18 protein-coding genes are annotated in these 17,837 nt (G+C 63.8%); 7 read left to right on the top strand and 11 right to left on the bottom strand.

Annotated features, from left to right (window positions below; genetic code table 11):
- Window positions 1-2: 2 nt before the first annotated feature.
- The 5 genes from fliI to fliE are packed head-to-tail and all read right to left on the bottom strand — an operon-like array spanning window position 3 to window position 5,149.
- Window positions 3-1,313, bottom strand: coding sequence for a flagellar protein export ATPase FliI (fliI, locus tag AC1Q6X_RS04605; RefSeq protein WP_492495384.1), 1,311 nt, complete (start codon window positions 1,311-1,313; stop codon window positions 3-5).
- Window positions 1,310-1,999 (bottom strand): flagellar assembly protein FliH, encoded by a 690-nt coding sequence (fliH, locus tag AC1Q6X_RS04600; RefSeq protein ID WP_070219799.1) that lies wholly within the window; start codon window positions 1,997-1,999, stop codon window positions 1,310-1,312. The genes fliI and fliH overlap by 4 nt, the downstream gene beginning before the upstream one ends.
- Entirely contained in the window at window positions 1,996-3,036 is a 1,041-nt protein-coding gene (locus tag AC1Q6X_RS04595) for a flagellar motor switch protein FliG (RefSeq protein ID WP_070289073.1), read from the bottom strand. The genes fliH and AC1Q6X_RS04595 overlap by 4 nt, the downstream gene beginning before the upstream one ends.
- Entirely contained in the window at window positions 3,014-4,750 is a 1,737-nt protein-coding gene (gene fliF / locus AC1Q6X_RS04590) for a flagellar basal-body MS-ring/collar protein FliF (RefSeq protein WP_121669191.1), read from the bottom strand. Before fliF ends, AC1Q6X_RS04595 begins: the two co-directional genes overlap by 23 nt.
- Window positions 4,751-4,810: 60 nt before the next feature.
- Entirely contained in the window at window positions 4,811-5,149 is a 339-nt protein-coding gene (gene fliE / locus AC1Q6X_RS04585; protein WP_034787870.1) for a flagellar hook-basal body complex protein FliE, read from the bottom strand.
- Window positions 5,150-5,703: 554 nt separating this feature from the next.
- On the opposite strand from fliE, the gene AC1Q6X_RS04580 reads away from it, so the two are divergent.
- The 7 genes from AC1Q6X_RS04580 (at window position 5,704) to AC1Q6X_RS04550 (ending at window position 12,162) form a co-directional block, all read left to right on the top strand.
- On the top strand, window positions 5,704-6,582 hold the full coding sequence (locus AC1Q6X_RS04580; RefSeq protein ID WP_070289076.1) for a FliM/FliN family flagellar motor switch protein: 879 nt from the start codon (window positions 5,704-5,706) through the stop codon (window positions 6,580-6,582).
- Between the two features lies 1 nt (window position 6,583).
- Entirely contained in the window at window positions 6,584-6,949 is a 366-nt protein-coding gene (locus AC1Q6X_RS04575) for a FliM/FliN family flagellar motor switch protein (protein WP_070220030.1), read from the top strand.
- A complete protein-coding gene (fliP, locus tag AC1Q6X_RS04570) occupies window positions 6,946-7,716 on the top strand; it encodes a flagellar type III secretion system pore protein FliP (protein WP_070289077.1) in 771 nt (256 codons plus the stop codon). Before AC1Q6X_RS04575 ends, fliP begins: the two co-directional genes overlap by 4 nt.
- 3 nt (window positions 7,717-7,719) lie before the next feature.
- Complete coding sequence (locus AC1Q6X_RS04565) at window positions 7,720-7,992, top strand: flagellar biosynthetic protein FliQ (RefSeq protein WP_034757874.1); 273 nt, start codon at window positions 7,720-7,722, stop codon at window positions 7,990-7,992.
- A gap of 11 nt (window positions 7,993-8,003) precedes the next feature.
- Window positions 8,004-8,801 carry a flagellar biosynthetic protein FliR gene (locus tag AC1Q6X_RS04560; RefSeq protein ID WP_070220034.1) on the top strand — a complete coding sequence of 266 codons (798 nt, stop codon included), beginning with the start codon at window positions 8,004-8,006 and terminating at the stop codon, window positions 8,799-8,801.
- A gap of 137 nt (window positions 8,802-8,938) precedes the next feature.
- Window positions 8,939-10,078 carry an EscU/YscU/HrcU family type III secretion system export apparatus switch protein gene (locus AC1Q6X_RS04555; RefSeq protein ID WP_070220036.1) on the top strand — a complete coding sequence of 380 codons (1,140 nt, stop codon included), beginning with the start codon at window positions 8,939-8,941 and terminating at the stop codon, window positions 10,076-10,078.
- Entirely contained in the window at window positions 10,075-12,162 is a 2,088-nt protein-coding gene (locus tag AC1Q6X_RS04550; RefSeq protein ID WP_070220038.1) for a flagellar biosynthesis protein FlhA, read from the top strand. The genes AC1Q6X_RS04555 and AC1Q6X_RS04550 overlap by 4 nt, the downstream gene beginning before the upstream one ends.
- A 53-nt stretch (window positions 12,163-12,215) precedes the next feature.
- Here AC1Q6X_RS04550 and AC1Q6X_RS04545 read toward each other — a convergent pair whose 3' ends face one another.
- From AC1Q6X_RS04545 to AC1Q6X_RS04520, 6 genes are all read right to left on the bottom strand, one after another.
- Window positions 12,216-13,316 carry a hypothetical protein gene (locus AC1Q6X_RS04545; protein WP_492495378.1) on the bottom strand — a complete coding sequence of 367 codons (1,101 nt, stop codon included), beginning with the start codon at window positions 13,314-13,316 and terminating at the stop codon, window positions 12,216-12,218.
- 40 nt (window positions 13,317-13,356) lie between these two features.
- The gene (locus AC1Q6X_RS04540) at window positions 13,357-14,211 is read right to left on the bottom strand and encodes a flagellin N-terminal helical domain-containing protein (RefSeq protein WP_070220043.1); all 855 of its coding nucleotides are present in this window, start codon (window positions 14,209-14,211) and stop codon (window positions 13,357-13,359) included.
- A 191-nt stretch (window positions 14,212-14,402) separates the two neighbouring features.
- Entirely contained in the window at window positions 14,403-15,254 is an 852-nt protein-coding gene (locus tag AC1Q6X_RS04535; protein WP_070220045.1) for a flagellin N-terminal helical domain-containing protein, read from the bottom strand.
- Window positions 15,255-15,418: 164 nt separating this feature from the next.
- Window positions 15,419-16,438, bottom strand: a complete 1,020-nt coding sequence (locus AC1Q6X_RS04530; RefSeq protein ID WP_070289081.1) for an aromatic ring-hydroxylating oxygenase subunit alpha — start codon at window positions 16,436-16,438, stop codon at window positions 15,419-15,421.
- Window positions 16,435-17,067: a NeuD/PglB/VioB family sugar acetyltransferase gene (locus AC1Q6X_RS04525; protein ID WP_492495375.1), complete on the bottom strand. Its 633-nt coding sequence runs from the start codon at window positions 17,065-17,067 to the stop codon at window positions 16,435-16,437. Before AC1Q6X_RS04525 ends, AC1Q6X_RS04530 begins: the two co-directional genes overlap by 4 nt.
- Window positions 17,068-17,075: 8 nt before the next feature.
- Window positions 17,076-17,834, bottom strand: a complete 759-nt coding sequence (locus tag AC1Q6X_RS04520; protein WP_492495373.1) for an SDR family NAD(P)-dependent oxidoreductase — start codon at window positions 17,832-17,834, stop codon at window positions 17,076-17,078.
- Window positions 17,835-17,837: the final 3 nt, after the last annotated feature.

The following is a 17,837-nucleotide window of genomic DNA, read 5'->3' as shown; positions in this document are numbered from 1 at the left end:
TCCTAGGCCATGATCTGTTCAAGTTGTTCGATGCACGGCCCCATCGGCGCCTCTTCCTTGGTGCCCTGGCACAGAAAGGCTTCGATGGGCGCGTGCAGCTGCACGGCGCGGTCGGTGATCGGGTCGGCGCCCGGCACGTAGGCGCCCAGCGGGATCAGGTCGCGCACGCGCGCATGGCGCGCCATCGACGCTTTCAGCGCGCGCGCCGCCTGCATGTGGGAGGGCGTGATCACCTGCGCCATGCAGCGGCTGATCGAGGCGGCGATATCGATGGCGGGGTAGTGGCCCCGCTCGGCCAGTTCGCGCGTGAGTACGATGTGGCCGTCGAGAATCGCGCGCGCCGTATCGACCACGGGGTCCTGCTGGTCGTCGCCTTCGGCCAGCACCGTGTAGATGGCGCTCATGCTGCCGTCAGGGTGGGCGCCGTTGCCGGCGCTTTCCACCAGTTGCGGCAGGTTCGAAAACACGGACGGCGGGTAGCCGCGCGTGGCCGGCGGTTCGCCCAAGGCCAGCGCCACTTCGCGCAAGGCCATCGCATAGCGCGTGAGCGAATCGACCAGCAGCAGCACGTGCTTGCCCTGGTCGCGGTAATGGGCGGCGATTGAATGGCACAGTTCGGTTGCCATGATGCGCATCAAGGGCGATTCGTCGGCTGGCGCGATCACCAGCACGGCTTTTTTCAAGCCTTCGGCGCCCAGCGACTTTTCGACGAATTCGCGTACCTCGCGGCCCCGCTCGCCGATCAGGCCGACGACGACGACATCGGCCACCGTCTGGCGCGTGATCAGGCCCAGCAGCACGCTCTTGCCCACGCCGGAGCCGGCCATCAGGCCCACGCGCTGGCCCTTGCCCAGGGTCAGCATGCTGTTAATCGCCCGCACGCCCACGTCCAGCGGCTCGACCACCGGTTGTTTCTTCAGGGGATTGATTTTCGGCGGCGTCACTTCCAGGATGTGTTCGCCGCCGAGGCGGCCCAGGTCGTCGATCGGCTCGCCCAGGCCATTGACCATGCGGCCCAGCCACGACGGGCCGATCTGCAGGCTGGCCTTGTCGGGCAGGGGCAGGACCCTGGCGCCCGTGGTCAGGCCCGTCGCCTTCTTGAACGGCATTAAATACGACAGTTTTTCGCGGAAGCCGACGACTTGCGCATCGAGCCATTCGCCATTGACTGTTTCAATTTGACAACGCTGGCCCGTGTGCAGGCGGCAGCCGGCGCTTTCCAGCAGCAGGCCGGAGGCGCCGACCAGGCGGCCGGTGGGTGTCGCGACCGGGATGTCGCCGATCTCGAAGCTGCGCAGCGTGTCGGCAATCATGCAGGCGCGCCGTGGTCTGCGTGTTCGGCGGCCAGCGCCAGGTGGCTGCTGACCTGCTCCATGCAGGCCGACAGGCGCTGATGGCAGCCCGCGTCGACTTCATTGTCGCCGGCCTTGATGCGGCATTCGCCCGCGTCGAGGCGGGCGTCGGCGATCAGGTTCCAGCGCTTGGCGCGCTTCGGATCGAGTTCGCTGATGCGTTTGAGTTCTTCCGGATTGAGGAAGACGTCGATTTCCTCGCGCGTGGGCGGCATTGAGGCCAGGGTCTCGTCGACCAGGGCCAGCAATTGCACCGGCTGCAGCGCCAGTTCCGCGCGGATCACCTGGCGCGCCACCTTGGCCACCAGGTCGACCACTTCCTTGCGCTGCGCTTCGCGATAATCGGCGCGCACTTTCTTCAGGTCGCGCAGGATGGCATCGACGGGGCGCGCCAGGCGGTCCAGCGCCACCAGCGTTTCATTGCGGCCTTCTTCGCGGCCCTGCGCCATGCCGTCGCTGCGCCCGGCGTCGTAGCCATCCTGCTGGCCTTGCACCAGGCCCACTTCGTAGCCGTCGCGCTGGCCCTGCTCGAAACCTTCCGAGACGGACGCCTGCCACTGGCCATCCGTGTCCTCGTTGGAGGCACGCTGGCCGGCGGCGATGAATTGCGACAGCGGCGGGAAACGATACGAGCGGAAGTGTTTCATTCGATCACCGCTTCGGCAAACAGTTGCACTTCGATCTCGCCCGCATCGGCGAGGCCTTTGACGGTGGCCATGATTTCCTGACGCGTCTGTTCGATGCGCGACAGGGGCACGGGGCCGGAGCGGCGCATCATGTCTTCGAAACTCTGCGCCTGGCGGCGCGGCATGGTTTTCAGCACGGCGTCGCGGATCGACGGTTCCGCGCCCTTCAGTGCAATCGCCCACTGTTCCATCGGCACGTCTTCCAGGATGCGCGTGAGCGTGACATCGCTCTGCGTGGCCAGGATCAGGAAGTCGTACATGCTCAGTTCGATTTCCGATACGACGTCCGGGTCGTGCGCGCGCAGCAGTTCGACCAGCGCGGCGCGGTTGCCCGGCATGCGGTTGAGAATCTCGGCCGCCTGGCGGATGCCTTCGACGCTGGTGCTTTGCGTGTCGAGCGCGCCCAGGCAGCGGCCCACCAGTTCGTCGAGCTCGACCAGCAGGTCGCGGTCGATCTCGTCCAGGCGCGCCAGGTTCAGCAAGACCAGGTCGCGGCCTTCGGCGGGCAGGGCGTCGAGGATCTGGCCGGCCAGCGCGGGCGGCAGGAAGGCCAGGAACACGGCTTGCATCTGCACGTGCTCGTTGACGATGTATTCGGCCAGCCATTTTGGCGAGGCCCATTGCAGGCGCGCCATTTTGGGGCGGATGGCGTCGCCGTAAATGTTGTTGAGCACGCTATTTGCGATATCGCTGCCCAGCGCCATGTCCAGCGAGCGCTTCAGGTAGCTGCGCGAGGCGCCGTGCACGCCGCTTTGCTGGCGGTAGTCGTCGAAGAAGGTCTGCATGGCCGTTTTCACGGATTCGACCTTGATGCCGCTCATGCGCGACATCACTTGCGTGACTTCCAGCAATTCTTCGCGCGACAGGCAGCGCAGCACATTGGCGGCCTGTTCTTCGCCTATGCTCAGCAGCACGATGGCGGCCTGTTCCACTGGGTTCAGGCTGGCGCTTTCGTATTCGGCGCCGTCGGAGGGATTACTGTTGTTGAGTTCGGCCATTTTTCTGCATCCATTGTTTGACGACTTCGGCGACACGCTCGGGTTCTTTTTCCGCCAGCACTTTCAGGTGGTCGACCATCACGTCGACCGCCGAGCCTGGTGGCGGCAAGTCATAATTTTCCAGCAGCGGCACGACCGGCATGGCGTTGCCGGCGGCGGCTTCGCCCTCGAGCGCCAGCGGGCTGCCATTCACGCCCAAGGCCGGCGCGCCGGCGGCGGTCACGCCATTGGCGCCGGCGGCGGCGTTGCTGCCGCCCAGCGCCAGGGCCGGATCGAGCTGTTTCAGTGCCGGCGGCGCCAGGCGCGTGGTCAGCAGGCGCAGCAGCGGACGCAGGATCAGGAAGTAGCCGAGCACGGCGCCCAGGGCGTACAGCAGCCAGCTGCTGAAATCGACGACGGTGTCGCGCTCTTCCCACCACTGCGCCACGGGCGGCTTGGCAGGGAAGGGCAGCGCCGTCAGGCTCAGGCTGTCGCCGCGCTGGGCGTTGATGCCCAGGCCGCTGTTGAGCATTTTTTCGATATTGCCCAGTTCGGCTGGTGTCCAGCCCGTTTTCGGGTTCGGTGCGGCGGCGCTGTTGAGGACGACGGCGACGCTGAGTTTTTCCAGGCGGCCACGGCTGCGCTTGATCTGCGTGATGCTGCGGTCATACGCGTACTGGCGCGTGGTGGCGTTCTTGCGGGCCGTGCCGTCGTCGGACGGCTTCGGCGCGCCATCGGCGGGCGCGGCGCCGGCGGCGTCGGCCGGTGCCGGCACGGCGGCCGCTGGCGGACGGTTCGACAGGCTGCCGGGAATGCCGGCCACGGTGCGGTTGCGTTCCTGCTCTTCGCGCATCGCTTCGCTCGTCACTTTCGGCGCTTCGCCGTATTTTTCCAGCGTTTCGTCCACGCGGTCGTTGTTCACGGCGGCCGTCACGCTGAGCTTGAAGTTGTCTTCGCCGATGACGGGACCGAGCAAGCCCGTGACGTTGCGGCGGATTTCATCCTGAAAGCGTTTCGCGCCTTCATTGCCGGCGGCCGACGCATCGAAACCGTCCGTCAGGTCGACGTGCGAGGACAGCAGGTTGCCGCCCTGGTCGACCAGGCTCACGCGCGTGGGCGCCAGGCTGGCGACGCTGCCGGCCACCATGTTGATGACGGCGGCGATCTGTTCCGGCGCCAGGGTGCGGCCCGGTTTCAGCGCCACGACGATGGAAGCCGACGATTTGTCGCCGTCGCTGGCGACGAACGACGTCGACTTGGCAATCGACAGATGGACGCGCGCCGAAGCGATCGCGTCCATCGTCATGATGCTTTGCGCCAGCTCGCCTTCCAGGCCGCGGCGGAAGCGCACGTCCTGCACGAATTGCGATACGCCCAGCGGGTCATTCTTGTCCATCAGTTCCAGGCCGGCCGGCAACTGCGCCGTCACGCCCTTCGAGGCGAGCAGCATGCGTACCTTGCCCAGCATGGCGTCGGGCACCAGCACCTGGCCGCTGTCCGGATGCAAACGGTAGGGGATGTGTTCGGCGTCCAGGGTGGCCATCATGTCCGTCACGGCCACTTTTTCGCGCGCGCCAAACACCGGCTTGTAGTTGGCCTGGTCGCGCCAGGCATACATGGTCACCATGGCGGTGATGCCGATGGCCAGCACGACGATGGGAACCAGGTTTTTCAGCAGGGCGGGCGGGATGGCGGGCTGGGCGCCAGGGCGCCAGCGCGCAAATGCGGACTTCATGGTGGTAATCACTTGGGGTAACTTTCGCTGGGAGGCTGGGCGTGGATCAGGACGTGAAGATTACAGAGGCAGTTTGATGAGTTCGTCGACCGCGCCCATGACCTTGTTGCGCACTTGCATCAACATGGAAAAGGAAAGGCTCGCTTCCTGGCTGGCCAGCATGGCGCCGACCATGTCGTCGCTCTTGCCGCTGTCGACGTCGCTCATTTTTTGTGCAGCCATGCGGTCGTCGCCGTTGACCTTGCCGATGGCGTCTTTCATGCTTTGCGCAAACGAGAAGCCGGATTGTTCCGGTGCGCCGAACTGGGCGGCCGGCGCGATGCTGGCGCCCAGGGCGCGCGCGTCATTGCTCAGTGCTGCCAGATCGGCCTTGATCAGACCTGCGAGTTCGTTGCTCATCTTGCCCTCTACTTTCAATATGCGGTGACGTATCAATCAGAAATTACTGGTGTTGCCATTCCGGCAGGCATTACATCCAATGCCATCTTGCCCGGCCCAATTGACAGGGCCCATCAGTTTTATCAGTTGCCACACCATCCGCTCAAGCAGATTCAACAAACCCGGCAGAACCGCGCCGAATGATTTACATGGCCATGATAACTAATAATTATCTGATAAAAGTTTCTTCTGGTGGCAATAAGAGGGGCTGGAAACTGCCATAAAAACCGGAATCAGGTAAGCGGAATGGCGCACTGCAAATCACTTTTTTCTCGCTATAAGCTTACCTCGAGGCAACTATAAAGTAAAGAGAGGATTGCCTCAAGGAATATTGATACATGGCAATATTTTGCTTTTTCATGTATTGTTCAGCACCGTAGTCATCCAGCATGCGATACGATGCGCAATCGTTTGCTCGCCGGCCGGCCGGTTGGCAAGGCCAAGATGATGCTGTATTTAATTTCGGGCGATCCGTATAATTTGTTCTGCCACCGCAATACCGACATGACCACTACATGACAATCATTACCAAGACAGATCAAACTGCGCGCCATCAAGTCCTCGATTCCTGTCTGCTTGGACGTCCTGTCCATTTGCTGCATGTATTCGGCGCCCAGCTGCGCGACGACCTGGCCGTGGCCCTGCGCCAGCCGATGAGCCGGCGCTACTGGGGCAATTTCCAGATCGATGCCGTGACCTTGTCGCGCGTGGAGAACGAGGACAGCGCGAATCGCTGGCTGAGTTTTTCCACGCCGGCCGGTCAGCCGGGCTTTGCGCTCGAACGGCAGATCCTCTTGAGCGTGCTGAACTATCGCTACGGTAGTGCCGGCGCCAAGGGCGCGCTGCCCGATCCGGCGCAAGTGCGCGTGACGGCCACGGAAGAGCGCCTCGCTGTGGTGCTGGGACAACAGTTGGTGAACAGTTTGTTCACGCGCATCCACAAGAATCTGCAAACCCTGGGCAAGAGCAGCGACATCGACACCAGTGCCGAGGTGGCCGTGCAGTCCGGCGTGCACCCGGCGCGCGGCAGCTGGATCGTCACCGTGTCGCTCAGCGACGTCGAAGCGGGGCAGAGCGGCCAGTTCTGGTTCTCGCTGGACAAGCGCCTGATGGCCGATGTGTTGCGCGGCCTGTTGCCCGAACGCGCGCAAGCGAAGAAAGCCTTGCGCGGCAGCGTGCGCCCGCTCGCGTCGCGCCTGCAAGTGACCCTGGAAGGCCGGCTCGTCAGCAAGCAGATGCAGCTGGGCGCCTTGTTCGACCTGCGCGTGGGCGACGTGATTCCCGTCAGTCTGAGCCGTACTGACGTCATGCTGGACGACTCCCGTTTATTTACAGCGGCTGTTTCCGAACACAAGGGCAAGCTCTGTTTAACCTCATTTGAAGATGTCGAATAATATGAATATGACCGATACCAACCAGAGCGAAACCCTGCTGGAAGACCTGGGCGATGACATGATCATCGACCAGGGCGACGTTGCCGACGTGGCCAGCACCCGCGCGCGCCGCGACATTCCGCAGATGATGCGCAAGATTCCCGTCACCCTGACCCTGGAAGTGGGCTCGGCCCGCATTTCGCTGGAAGAGTTGATGGCCATCGGCCCGGAAAGCGTGATCGAACTCGACATGCTGGCCGGCGAACCGCTGGTGATCAAGGTCAATGGCACGCCGATCGGCCGTGCCGAAGTGGTGGTGGCCGGCGAGAACTATGGCCTGAAAGTCATCGACCTCGACGGCCTCAATCTCGACCTGATGACAGCATGAAGCTGGCGGTACCCGGCTTGAGCCGGCGCCGCGGCGCGCTGGCTGCCGCGCTGGCTGTCCCTGTTCTGATGCTGTGCTGCAGCGCCGCCGGTGCGCAGGACCTGCTCGCCGGCGTGGTGCCGGGCGCGAAGACCGACTTGTCGGTGAAGATGCAGATCCTCGTCGTCATGACCCTGCTCGGGCTGCTGCCCGTGATGGTCATGATGATGACCAGCTTTACCCGCTTCGTCATCGTGCTGTCCCTGCTGCGCCAGGCCCTGGGCCTGCAGCAGGGCTTGCCCAACCGTATCGTCACCGGCATCGCCCTGATTCTCACCTTGCTGGTCATGCGTCCCATCGGCGACCAGATATGGAAGGACGCGTTCGTGCCTTACGACCGCGACCAGATCGGCATGCAGGAAGCCCTGAAGATCGCCGAAGTGCCGATTTCGCGCTTCATGCTGGCGCAGACGAGCAAGGCCGCGCTGGCGCAGATCGCGCACCTGGCCGGCGAACCGTCGACCATGCGCCCGCAAGACCACAGTTTCACGGTCAAGCTGGCCGCGTTCGTGTTGTCCGAACTCAAGACAGCGTTCCAGATCGGCTGCATGCTGTTCATTCCCTTCCTCATCATCGACCTAGTGGTGGCGTCCGTGCTGATGGCCATGGGCATGATGATGCTCTCGCCGCTCGTCATCTCGCTGCCGTTCAAGCTGCTGCTGTTCGTGCTGGTCGACGGCTGGACGCTGACCGTCAACACCTTAGTTACCAGCATACAGGGCTATTGACCGATGTTTACCCCTGAAGTCGCCGTCGACCTGATCATCGAAGCGCTGCATGTCGTCATGCTGCTGGTGGTGATTCTGGTCGTGCCGGGTTTGCTCATGGGCTTGCTGGTCGCGCTGGTGCAGGCGGCCACCTCGATCAATGAACAGACCATGAGTTTCCTGCCGCGCCTGCTGGTCACCCTGCTGGCCCTGATCCTGGCCGGACGCTGGATGGCCGGTTACCTGATGGATTATTGCGTGTCCATTTTTCAGCGCGCCGCCACCCTGGTCGGATAGCGCCGCGCGCCATGGATCAGATTTTCAATCAGGTGCTGCCGTTTCTGCTGGCCGTGTGGTGGCCGTTCTGCCGCATCCTGGCCATGCTCAGCGCTTCGCCCGTCATCGGCGACGCCATGGTGCCCGTCCCCGTGCGGGTGCTGCTGTCGCTGGTGCTGGCGATCCTGATGCTGCCCGTCATGCAGGCCTCGGGCGTGTCGCAGGACTTGTTGAAGATCGATCCGTTTTCCCTGCACGCCCTCGTCGCCACCCTGGAGCAGGCCATCATCGGCTTCGTCCTGGGCCTGGCTTTCCACTTCGCCATGTCCGTCATGTCGGTGCTCGGTTACCTCGTGTCGAGCCAGGTGGGTTTTTCCATGGCCGTCATGAACGATCCGCTCAACGGCACCTCGTCGGACGTGATCACGGGGATGCTCACCATCATGTGCATGATCGTGTTTTTCGCCATCGACGGCCACCTCGTGCTGACGGGCGTGATCGGCGCCAGTTTCAAGGCCTGGCCCGTGGGGCAGGGCTACGGGCCGCTGCTGCTGCAGACGGTGGCGTATAACGTGGCGTGGATTTTCGCCGCCGCCATGCTGCTGGCCTTGCCCATCGTCTTTTCCACCATGGTGGTGCAACTGGGCTTTGGCTTCCTGAACCGCGTGGCGCCGTCGCTGAACCTGTTTTCGCTGGGCTTTTCCATGATCACCATGTTCGGCCTGCTGATGCTGGGACAGATCGTGCGCTTTATCCCGGAGCACTACATCGCCATGACGAACCGCGTGCTCGACATGATCGCCGAACAGATGCGGGTGGCCCATGGATAGCGCACGTGCCAACAAGCTGCTGCGCAGTCCACTTCCGGGCATCCGTTGCTCGCTGTACCTCCGTACAGCTGCGCTACTCAACCCGGCATTGAACTTGCTCGCTACGCTTGTAGGGCACGTGCGGAAAGGTGTGACGCATGGCGGATAGCAGCACGGGCGACAAGACAGAAAAGGCGTCAGCACAGAAGCTGAAGAAATCGCGCCAGGAAGGGCAGGTGGTGCGTTCGCGCGACCTGTCGACGGCGCTGGGCATTCTGATCAGCATGAAGGTCTTCATTTACCTGCTGCCCGGCTATCTGGTGAGCTTTCGCGAGCTGTTCGCCATGGCCTTCATGCCGCTCGACAGCAAGGGCGCGCTGGACAATGCCATGTCGATGGCGTTTACCACGTCCGTGGGTTTGCTGATCAAGATGATCGTGCCGCTGTTCTGCGTGCCCTTGTTTGTTGTGCTCGGCTCATTGGTCCCTGGCGGCTGGGTCATCAGCACGAAGAACTGGATGCCGAAGATGGAGCGCCTGAGCCCGGCCAAGAACCTGGGCCGCCTGGTGTCGCCCAAGCATGGCTTTGAATTCGGTTTGTCGATCGCCAAGGCCGCCGTGCTGGGCATGGTGCTCGTGCACGTGAGCCGCTCCAGCCTGACGCAGTACGTGGACTTGCAACACCGGCCCCTGCAGCAAGCCATGCTCGACGGCTCGGCGCTGATGCTCGACGGCCTGATGGCGCTCATTTCCGTCTTCGTGCTGTTTGCCATCATCGACGTGCCGGCGCAGGCGTTTTTCTTTGCCCGCAACCAGCGCATGAGCAAGCAGGATGTCAAGGAAGAACATAAAAGCAGCGAAGGGCGGCCCGAAGTGCGCCAGCGCATCCGCCAGCTGCAGCAGCAGATCGGCCGGCGCAGCGTGCGCAAGACCGTGCCCGACGCCGATGTGGTGATCGTCAATCCCGAGCATTACGCCGTCGCGCTCAAGTATGACCAGGACCGCGCCGAGGCGCCGTTCGTCGTTGCCAAGGGCGTCGACGAGATGGCGCTGTATATCCGGCAAGTGGCGAAGGAACACAACGTCGAAACGCTGGAGTTGCCGCCGCTGGCGCGCGCCATCTACAACACCAGCCAGGTGCAGCAGCAGATTCCCGTGCAGCTGTACCAGGCCGTGTCGCAGGTGCTCAACTACATCCTGCAGCTGAAAGCATTCCGTACTGGGCAGCGCGCCGCCCAGCCCCCATTTCCCACCGAGGTGGTCGTGCCATCTCATTTGAGCGAGGTAGTACCTTCATGAATTTCCTGAACCGGTTGGTTGCCGAAATGCGCCGCCACAAGTTCGCCACGCCGCTGTTCCTGCTGGTGATCCTGGCGATGATCATCTTGCCGCTGCCGCCCGTGCTGCTCGATATCTTGTTCACTTTCAATATCGTGCTGGCACTGATCGTCATCCTCGTCAGCGTATCGGCCAAGCGGCCGCTCGACTTCTCCGTCTTCCCGACGGTGATCCTGGCCACCACCATGCTCAGGCTGACCCTGAACGTGGCGTCCACGCGCGTGGTGCTGCTGCACGGCCATACGGGCGCGGATGCGGCCGGTAAGGTGATCGAGGCCTTCGGTAACGTGGTCATCGGCGGTAACTTCGTCGTCGGTATCGTGGTCTTCGTGATTTTGATGATCATCAACTTCGCCGTCGTCACCAAGGGCGCCGAGCGCATCTCGGAAGTGTCCGCGCGCTTTACCCTCGATGCCTTGCCGGGCAAGCAGATGGCGATCGACGCTGACCTGAACGCCGGCCTGATCAATCAGGAAAAAGCCCAGATCCGCCGCAAGGACGTGGCCGCCGAAGCCGACTTCTATGGCGCCATGGATGGCGCGTCGAAGTTCGTGCGCGGCGATGCCGTCGCCAGTATCTTGATTTTGATCATCAACATGGTCGGCGGCGTGGCCATCGGCTCGCTGATGCACGACCTGTCGTTCGGCGACGCTTTCCGCCAGTACGCACTGCTGACCATCGGCGATGGCCTGGTGGCGCAGATTCCGGCGCTGCTGCTGTCGGCCGCGGCCGCCATCCTGGTGACCCGCATCAGCGATTCGGGCGATTTCGAGCAGCAAGTGGCGGGCCAGGTGCTGACCTCGCCAACGGTGATCTACAGCGCGGCCGGCATGATGGTGGCGCTGGCCCTAATTCCTGGCATGCCGTGGTTCATGTTCATGACCTTTGCCGCCGTGCTGGCCTTTGTTGCCTGGCGCCTGACCAAGCGCGTGAAGGGGCCCGACGCGGCCGGCATGGCGGCCATCGAGGCGGCCTTGCGCGACGACAAGCCTGCCGAACTGGAGTGGCAGCAACTGCCCGCCGTGCAGCCGCTGATGGTGATGCTCGGCTACAAGCTGGTCGGCATGGTGGATAAAACGCAAGGCGAACCGTTGACCAAGCGCGTCAAGGGCGTGCGCCAGAGTCTGTCCGAAGCGATGGGCTTGCTGCTGCCGAATATCGGCGTGCGCGACGATCTGGCCCTGAAACCGTCGCAGTACGCGATCGTGCTGTCGGGCACCGTGGTGGCGCAGGCGGAAGTGCAGGCCGACCGGCTGATGGCGATCCCGTCGCCGAACGTGTATGGCCAGCTGGACGGCATTCCCGGCATCGAACCGGCCTACGGCATGCCCGTCACGTGGATCGAGCCGAGCGAAAAGGCGCATGCGCTGGGCCTCGGCTACCAGGTCATCGAGGCGCCCAGCGTGATCGCCACGCACTTGTCGAAAATGGTGCGCGAATACCTGCCGGAACTGTTCCGCCACGAAGACGTGTCGAACCTGATGGAGCGCCTGACGGCCCTGTCGCCGAAGCTGGCCGGTGCGCTCGACAAGGCGCTCACGCACACGCAGATGCTGCGCGTGTTCCGTGTCTTGTTGGCGGAAAATGTGTCCCTGAAGGATATCGTGCCCATCGCCACCACCTTGCTCGACAGTTCGGAAACGACCAAGGACCCGATCCTGCTGGCGGCCGAGGTGCGTTGCGCGCTGCGGCGCCAGATCGTCAGCGGCCTGTTCGGCCAGAAGATGGAAATGCAGGCGTTTAATCTGGGTGGCGAACTGGAAAACATGCTGCTCGGTTCCTTGAACCAGGCGCGCCAGTCGGGCAAGGTGACGCTCGATAACTATCCGATCGACCCGCATCTGCTGTCGCAGCTGCAAGTGAACATGCCGGTGGCGCGCGAGCAGATGAAGCAGCAGGCCACGCCGCCGCTGCTGCTGGTGCTGCCGCAGATCCGTCCGCTGCTGGCCCGCTACGCGCGCCTGTTCGCGCCGGGCCTGCATGTGCTGTCATACAATGAAATTCCGGAAAACCGCGAAGTGAGCATCATCGGCACGGTGGGCTAGTACGGTGAATTGAAAGAAAAACGGCGCCGCGGGCGCCGTTTTTTTGTGCTGTATCAATCCTGCTCGTCGATCGGCGGCAGCAGGTCGTGCTCCTGGCCGTCGGCCAGCAGCAGCACGGTGCCGCCCTGCGCCGCGTCTTCCTCGTCGCCATAGTCGTAGCCGAGCGGCGCCGCCACTTCCTTCGAGACAAAGATGGCCTCCTCTTCGGCTTCGGCCGCGGCAGCCGCGGGCGCATCGGGATCGGCCGCCGCTTCCGCTTCCGGCTGCGTCAGCAGCAGGGCCACTTCGGCCATGGCGCGGAACAGGGGCAGCGACAGCGAGGCGGCGCCCGCCTGCATCGGGTAGTTGCCATGCACGCGCTGTGCATGCAGCTGGCGGTTCAGGCGGCAGCGCACCAGGCGCAGGCCCGCGCGCCGCACGGCGTCGGCGATCTCGGGCAGGGCCAGGCGCAGATGGCGCAGCGCGGCTTCCTCGTCGGCGGCCAGTTCCAGCAGCACGCCGTCGCCGGACGGCTCCATCTGGATCACGACCCGGCCGATGCCGATGATGATCAGCTCGACGCGCAGCGCTACCTTGCCGCGCCGCCTCGGCGTTGCCTCGTCGTCTACGTCGCTGGCCAGCACGCGCAGCAGCAGGCGCTGGCCGCCCCAGCCATACACGGCAAAGCGCCACGCTTCGCTGTCGACCGTCAGTGGCGGACGGGCGCCTTCGCGCAGCAGGGCCGGTTGCTGCTCGGCCATGAAGAGGTTACCCGGCACGTGCTGGCCGCGCGCCTGTTCCTGCAGGGCCGCATATTGTTCGCCATAGGTCCTGACCATCACGCGCCACGAGGCGGCCAGCTGCGCCGCGTCGGGCGGCTGCCAGACGAGCTGGCGCGTGAAGAACAGCTGATTGACCTGCATGGCGCTGCTGTCGCGCGGCAAGGCGCCGCCCGTGCCGTCGGCATTGGGCTTGATGAGGGACGCCAGGCTGTCCTGGCCCTGCTGCTGCAGCTGGGCGGGCAGGGTGCCGGCGTCGGGCGCGGGCGCCATGTAGGGGCCGATCGGCACCAGCGGCTGCACCACGCCCGGCACCATCGGCGTCGCGGGGCTGACGTCGAAGCGCTGGGTAATCAGGGGCACCGGATTGCCCGATGAAATGCGGTCTATCGCCATGCCACTATGTCCAGATCTGGTTCCATCAAAAAGCCTGCCGTCATGGCTGCAACAGGGAGAGTATCATTTTGTGCATGCTCTGGCTTTGCTTGAGCATTGCCGTGCTCGCTTGCAGCAACATTTGCGCCGACGTCATGTTCGCGCTTTCGGCCGCGTAGTCGACATCCATGATGCGGCCGATGGCAGCCTTGGTGTTGGTGACCATGTTCGACAGGTTGGTGTGCACGTGGTCCAGGCGGTTGCCGGCGGCGCCCAGGGCCGAGCGCACGCCGCCCACATCGTCGATGGCCGCTTCCAGCAGGGCGATGCTGGCATTCGCGCTGCCCGTCAATTCGTTGCCGGTGGCGGGCGCGCCGAAGTTGGCGCTGGCCGCGCCGAGCGAGGCCAGCACGCCGGCCATCTTGCCCGAGATGTCGAACACCATCGTTTCGCTCTGGCTGGCGCCGATCTGGAAGGTCATCGACGACGCCAGCGTGCCGCCGGCCAGCAGTTTGTTGCCGCCATAGCTGGTGTTTTTCATGACGTTGGCCAGTTCCAGGCCCAGGGCGTCGTATTCGGCCTGCATGGCGACCTTGTCCTTGGCGCCCGACGATGCATCGGCGGCCTGGGTGGCCAGGTCTTTCATGCGGATCAGCATGGTGTTCACTTCGTCGAACGCGCCTTCGGCCGTCTGCAGCATCGAGGTGCTGTTTTGCGTGTTGCGCATGGCGACGGCCATGCCGCTCGCCTGTGCCCGCAGCCGGGTCGCGATTTGCAGGCCGGCGGCGTCATCCATGGCCGAATTGATGCGAAAGCCGGTGGAGAGCCGCGTCATCGAGGTCGACAGCAGCGATTGCGCGCGTGCGGCGGCATTTTGTGCGGCCAGTGCTGCGATATTCGTATGGAGACTGAGCACTCGGCGATTCCTGTGGATGACGGCTGTTGGGCGGGCTTGCCCATCAAACAGGCGACCATGCGTGCCGCATCGTTAAAGATTGCCAGCAAATAGTTACTCTTGCGTGCAAAGGCGAGATACCGGGGACGAAAAAAAACCAGGCCAAGGCCTGGTTTTCAGCGACTGGCCGCGAACGGCCAGGCAGGGACATATTATTGCAGCAGGGACATGACCATCGAGGACATGCTGTTGCTTTGTTTCAACATTGCGGTGCCAGCTTGCAGCAGCATTTGCGACGACGTCATGTTCGAGCTTTCGGTAGCGAAGTCGACGTCCATGATGCGGCCGGTAGCGGCTTTGGTGTTGGTGGCGATGTTGGACAAGTTGGTGTTGACGTGGTCCAGACGGTTTGCAGCAGCACCCAGTGCCGAGCGAACGGTGCCGACGTCGCCGATTGCCGTTTCCAGCAGGGCGATGGTGGCGTTGGCGGAGCTGGTCAGCTCGGTGCCGGTCGCAGCCGAAGCGTAGTTGGCGGTAGCCGAACCCAGCGATGCCGTCAGGCTGGTCATTTTGGCCGAAACGTCAAATGCCATCGTTTCGGTTTGGCTTGCGCCGATCTGGAACGTCATCGACGAGGCCAGCGTGCCGCCTACCAGCAGCTTGTTGCCGCCGAAGGTGGTGTTTTTCATCACGTTCGACAGTTCCAGGCCCAGTGCATCGAATTCCGACTGCATGGCGGTCTTGTCTTTGGCACCCGACGAAGCATCGGCTGCCTGGGTTGCCAGATCCTTCATGCGGATCAGCATGTTGGTGACTTCGTCAAACGCGCCTTCAGCCGTTTGCAGCATCGAGGTGCTGTTCTGGGTGTTCGACATTGCAACGGTCATGCCGCTGGTTTGTGCTTTCAGGCGGGTTGCGATTTGCAAGCCTGCTGCGTCATCCATTGCCGAGTTGATGCGGAAGCCGGTGCTCAGGCGCGTCATCGAGGTCGACAGTTGGTTTTGGGTGCGGGTGATCGAATTTTGTGCGGACAGTGCAGCGTTGTTAGTGTGAAGGCTCAGCATGGTGTAACTCCTGGTTTGGTGGGTTCAGTCCGGAGCAACGGTTCTTTGTGCTCTCCCAAGTACAAGACGACCATCCGCATAAGCTTATTAAATGCTTTGTGGAAATTTTTTAAAATTCTTTTTAAAAAAGTTTCACATCGGCCTGCGAGGTCGCCGCCAGCCCCCTAAGACTGGCTTGCCGCCGCGAGGCAGGCCCGGAAATGCGCGATCTTTGCCTCGTCGCTGGAAAGGATCTTGAAGCGCGCGCTGTCGGCCGCCTGCACGGCTATGCGCTTGCAGATGGCATGGTCTTCCTCGAATACCTGGCGATTCATCTGCGCGCTCGAGTCGAAAAAGCCCTGCAGCGTGGCGCTGGCGGCGGGCTTGGTTGCGGCCATGAGCAGACGGCTGGAGAAATGCGTGCGCTGCGCTTGCGTTGACGGAAAGAAATGCTGCAGCGAATACGAATATGAAAACGTCGACGAGAGCATGGTAAACGGGAACAGGTACAGGCTCTGGTAGCCCTCGAACTGGCTGTCGAGCTGGAACAGGCGTTTGACGGAGCGCAGTTTCCTGGCCATGCCGGCGTTGCCCAGGCCCGCTTCCCATGTCGACGTCCAGTCCGTGAAACGGTTTTCGCCGTCGTCCAGTTGCAGTTGCGCCAGCGATTCCGGGTGCACGAACGGCACGTGCAGCGGCTCGAGCGCATTTTCCAGCGCGATGCGCCAGTCGCACTCATAGTCATAGGCGTTGAAATCGCCCAGGCCAGCGACGTTGAAGGAAATGTTTTCCAAGGTGGCCTGGGTCTCGCCCAGCTGCGCTTCGAGCGGCATGCGCGGCTGTGGCGAGGCGAACAGGAAATCGGCGCACCAGTCCAGCTGCAGCACCTGCAGGCGGGCATTGTCCAGCTCGGCCGGCGCGTAGCGTTCGCGGCAGGGGATGTGCATGGCGCCGGCCCGGTAGGCCCAGCCATGGTAGGGGCAGGCCAGCGGCGCATTGCCGCGTTTTTCGGTGAAGAAGCGCGTGCCGCGGTGCGGACACAGATTGTCGAAGGCGATCAGCTCGCCCTGGTCGTTGTAGACGACCACTTCCTCGCCCAGCCAGTCGAGTTTCAGATAGTCGCCGCTGGCCGGCAATTCGCTGCGGTGGCACAGCAAGTGCCAGAACTGGTCGCGCAGCTGCCGCGTCTCGGAGATGGTGCTCATAATGTCTTTGCCGGTGGCGTGTAAACGGTGGCGCCGGCGGCCACGCGGCGCATGACGACGGCGCCGGCGCCGACCGTGGCGCCGGCGCCGACGCTCACGCGTGGCAGGATGGATGCGCCCGAGCCGACCATGACGGCCTGGCCCAGATGCACGCCGCCCGTGATGTCGACGTGCGAGCTGAGCGTGCAGCCCCGTTCCAGCACCGCGTCATGGCCGACGCTGGCGTAGCTGTTGATGGTGACATAGTCGCCCAGTTCGCTGCCCGCCGAGACGAGGGCGAACGGGCAGACGACGGCGCCCTGGCCGATGCGGGCCGTGCGCGCGACCACGGCGCTGGGATGGATCAGCGTATGGAAACGGGCGCCGCGCTCGGCCAGCGCCAGCGCCACTTCCAGCCGGGCTTTCGGTGCGCCGATGGCCAGCAGCAGCGCCTCGCCGGCCGCCGGCCGGTAGTCGCTGATGCTGCCCAGCACGGGGTACGGGTAGTCGGCGTCGAGCATGGGCGCGGGCGGCAGCGTGTCGTCGAGCAGGCCGCCGATGCGGGCCGTGGCCGGGTCGAGGCTGTCTTCCAGCCAGCACAGCAATTCTCGGGCGAAGCGTCCGGCGCCGACGATGAGGATGGTTTGCATGAATACTCCTAACGGGCCAGGTAGCCGCCGTCGACGGCCCAGGTGGCGCCGCTGACCCAGCGCGCCGCCGGCGACAGCAAAAAGGCCGCCGTCTGCGCGATGTCGCTGCTGCGGCCGAAGCCGAGCGGATGGCGCTCCGCGTAGGCGCGCATGGCATCGTCAGGCAAGCCACGGCTCAGGCGCGCGTGCATTTCCGTTTCGACGGCGCCGGCGGCAATGCTGTTGACGCGCATGCCGCGCGGCGCCAGTTCCACGGCCAGGGCGCGCACCAGGCCGTCAATGGCGGCCTTGGCCGCCGAATACACGCTCATGCCGGACTGGCCGCTCTGGCCCGCCACGGATGACATGAAGAGCAGGGCCGCGCCATCGCTGAGCACGCCGCGCAGGGCGGCGCCGCGCGCCAGCGCCAGCGCCGTCTTGACGCTGGAGGCGAAGACGTCGTCAAACTGTTGCGCCTTGGATAATTTGACCGGGCGCAATAACTCGATGCCGGCCGCATGGAAGATGCCGCTCAGGGGCGCGTCAAGCGTGGCTTGCCTGAGGAAGTCGACGATGTGGTCGCCGCCGTCGAGTTCGAGCACTTCGGCCCGGTGGCCGCTGCCGTCGAGGGCCTGCAGGGTTTGCTCCAGGCGAGCCCGGTCGCGTCCGCTGATCAGCAGTTGCGCGCCGCAGCGTGCCAGCAGCAGGGCCGTGTCGCGGCCGATGCCGGACGAGGCACCGGTGACGAGGATGCGCTGGCCGGCCAGCATGTCGGGTTGAAAGATCATGGT

Source organism: Janthinobacterium sp. GW823-FHT06H09, from assembly GCF_058794735.1.
The sequence above is the reverse complement of the archived record's forward strand: the minus strand, read 5'-3'. Positions and strand labels throughout refer to the sequence as shown.

What these genes read in the sequence shown, in the direction of transcription:
- AC1Q6X_RS04575 (WP_070220030.1), top strand. Translation starts at nt 6,584, where the DNA reads ATGAATATGACCGATACCAACCAGAGCGAAACCCTGCTGGAAGACCTG.
- fliE (WP_034787870.1), bottom strand. Translation starts at nt 5,149, where the DNA reads ATGAGCAACGAACTCGCAGGTCTGATCAAGGCCGATCTGGCAGCACTG.
- fliP (WP_070289077.1), top strand. Translation starts at nt 6,946, where the DNA reads ATGAAGCTGGCGGTACCCGGCTTGAGCCGGCGCCGCGGCGCGCTGGCT.
- fliF (WP_121669191.1), bottom strand. Translation starts at nt 4,750, where the DNA reads ATGAAGTCCGCATTTGCGCGCTGGCGCCCTGGCGCCCAGCCCGCCATC.
- AC1Q6X_RS04525 (WP_492495375.1), bottom strand. Translation starts at nt 17,067, where the DNA reads ATGCAAACCATCCTCATCGTCGGCGCCGGACGCTTCGCCCGAGAATTG.
- AC1Q6X_RS04595 (WP_070289073.1), bottom strand. Translation starts at nt 3,036, where the DNA reads ATGGCCGAACTCAACAACAGTAATCCCTCCGACGGCGCCGAATACGAA.
- AC1Q6X_RS04550 (WP_070220038.1), top strand. Translation starts at nt 10,075, where the DNA reads ATGAATTTCCTGAACCGGTTGGTTGCCGAAATGCGCCGCCACAAGTTC.
- AC1Q6X_RS04535 (WP_070220045.1), bottom strand. Translation starts at nt 15,254, where the DNA reads ATGCTGAGCCTTCACACTAACAACGCTGCACTGTCCGCACAAAATTCG.
- fliI (WP_492495384.1), bottom strand. Translation starts at nt 1,313, where the DNA reads ATGATTGCCGACACGCTGCGCAGCTTCGAGATCGGCGACATCCCGGTC.
- AC1Q6X_RS04560 (WP_070220034.1), top strand. Translation starts at nt 8,004, where the DNA reads ATGGATCAGATTTTCAATCAGGTGCTGCCGTTTCTGCTGGCCGTGTGG.
- AC1Q6X_RS04565 (WP_034757874.1), top strand. Translation starts at nt 7,720, where the DNA reads ATGTTTACCCCTGAAGTCGCCGTCGACCTGATCATCGAAGCGCTGCAT.
- AC1Q6X_RS04530 (WP_070289081.1), bottom strand. Translation starts at nt 16,438, where the DNA reads ATGAGCACCATCTCCGAGACGCGGCAGCTGCGCGACCAGTTCTGGCAC.
- AC1Q6X_RS04520 (WP_492495373.1), bottom strand. Translation starts at nt 17,834, where the DNA reads ATGATCTTTCAACCCGACATGCTGGCCGGCCAGCGCATCCTCGTCACC.
- AC1Q6X_RS04545 (WP_492495378.1), bottom strand. Translation starts at nt 13,316, where the DNA reads ATGGCGATAGACCGCATTTCATCGGGCAATCCGGTGCCCCTGATTACC.
- AC1Q6X_RS04555 (WP_070220036.1), top strand. Translation starts at nt 8,939, where the DNA reads ATGGCGGATAGCAGCACGGGCGACAAGACAGAAAAGGCGTCAGCACAG.
- fliH (WP_070219799.1), bottom strand. Translation starts at nt 1,999, where the DNA reads ATGAAACACTTCCGCTCGTATCGTTTCCCGCCGCTGTCGCAATTCATC.
- AC1Q6X_RS04580 (WP_070289076.1), top strand. Translation starts at nt 5,704, where the DNA reads ATGACAATCATTACCAAGACAGATCAAACTGCGCGCCATCAAGTCCTC.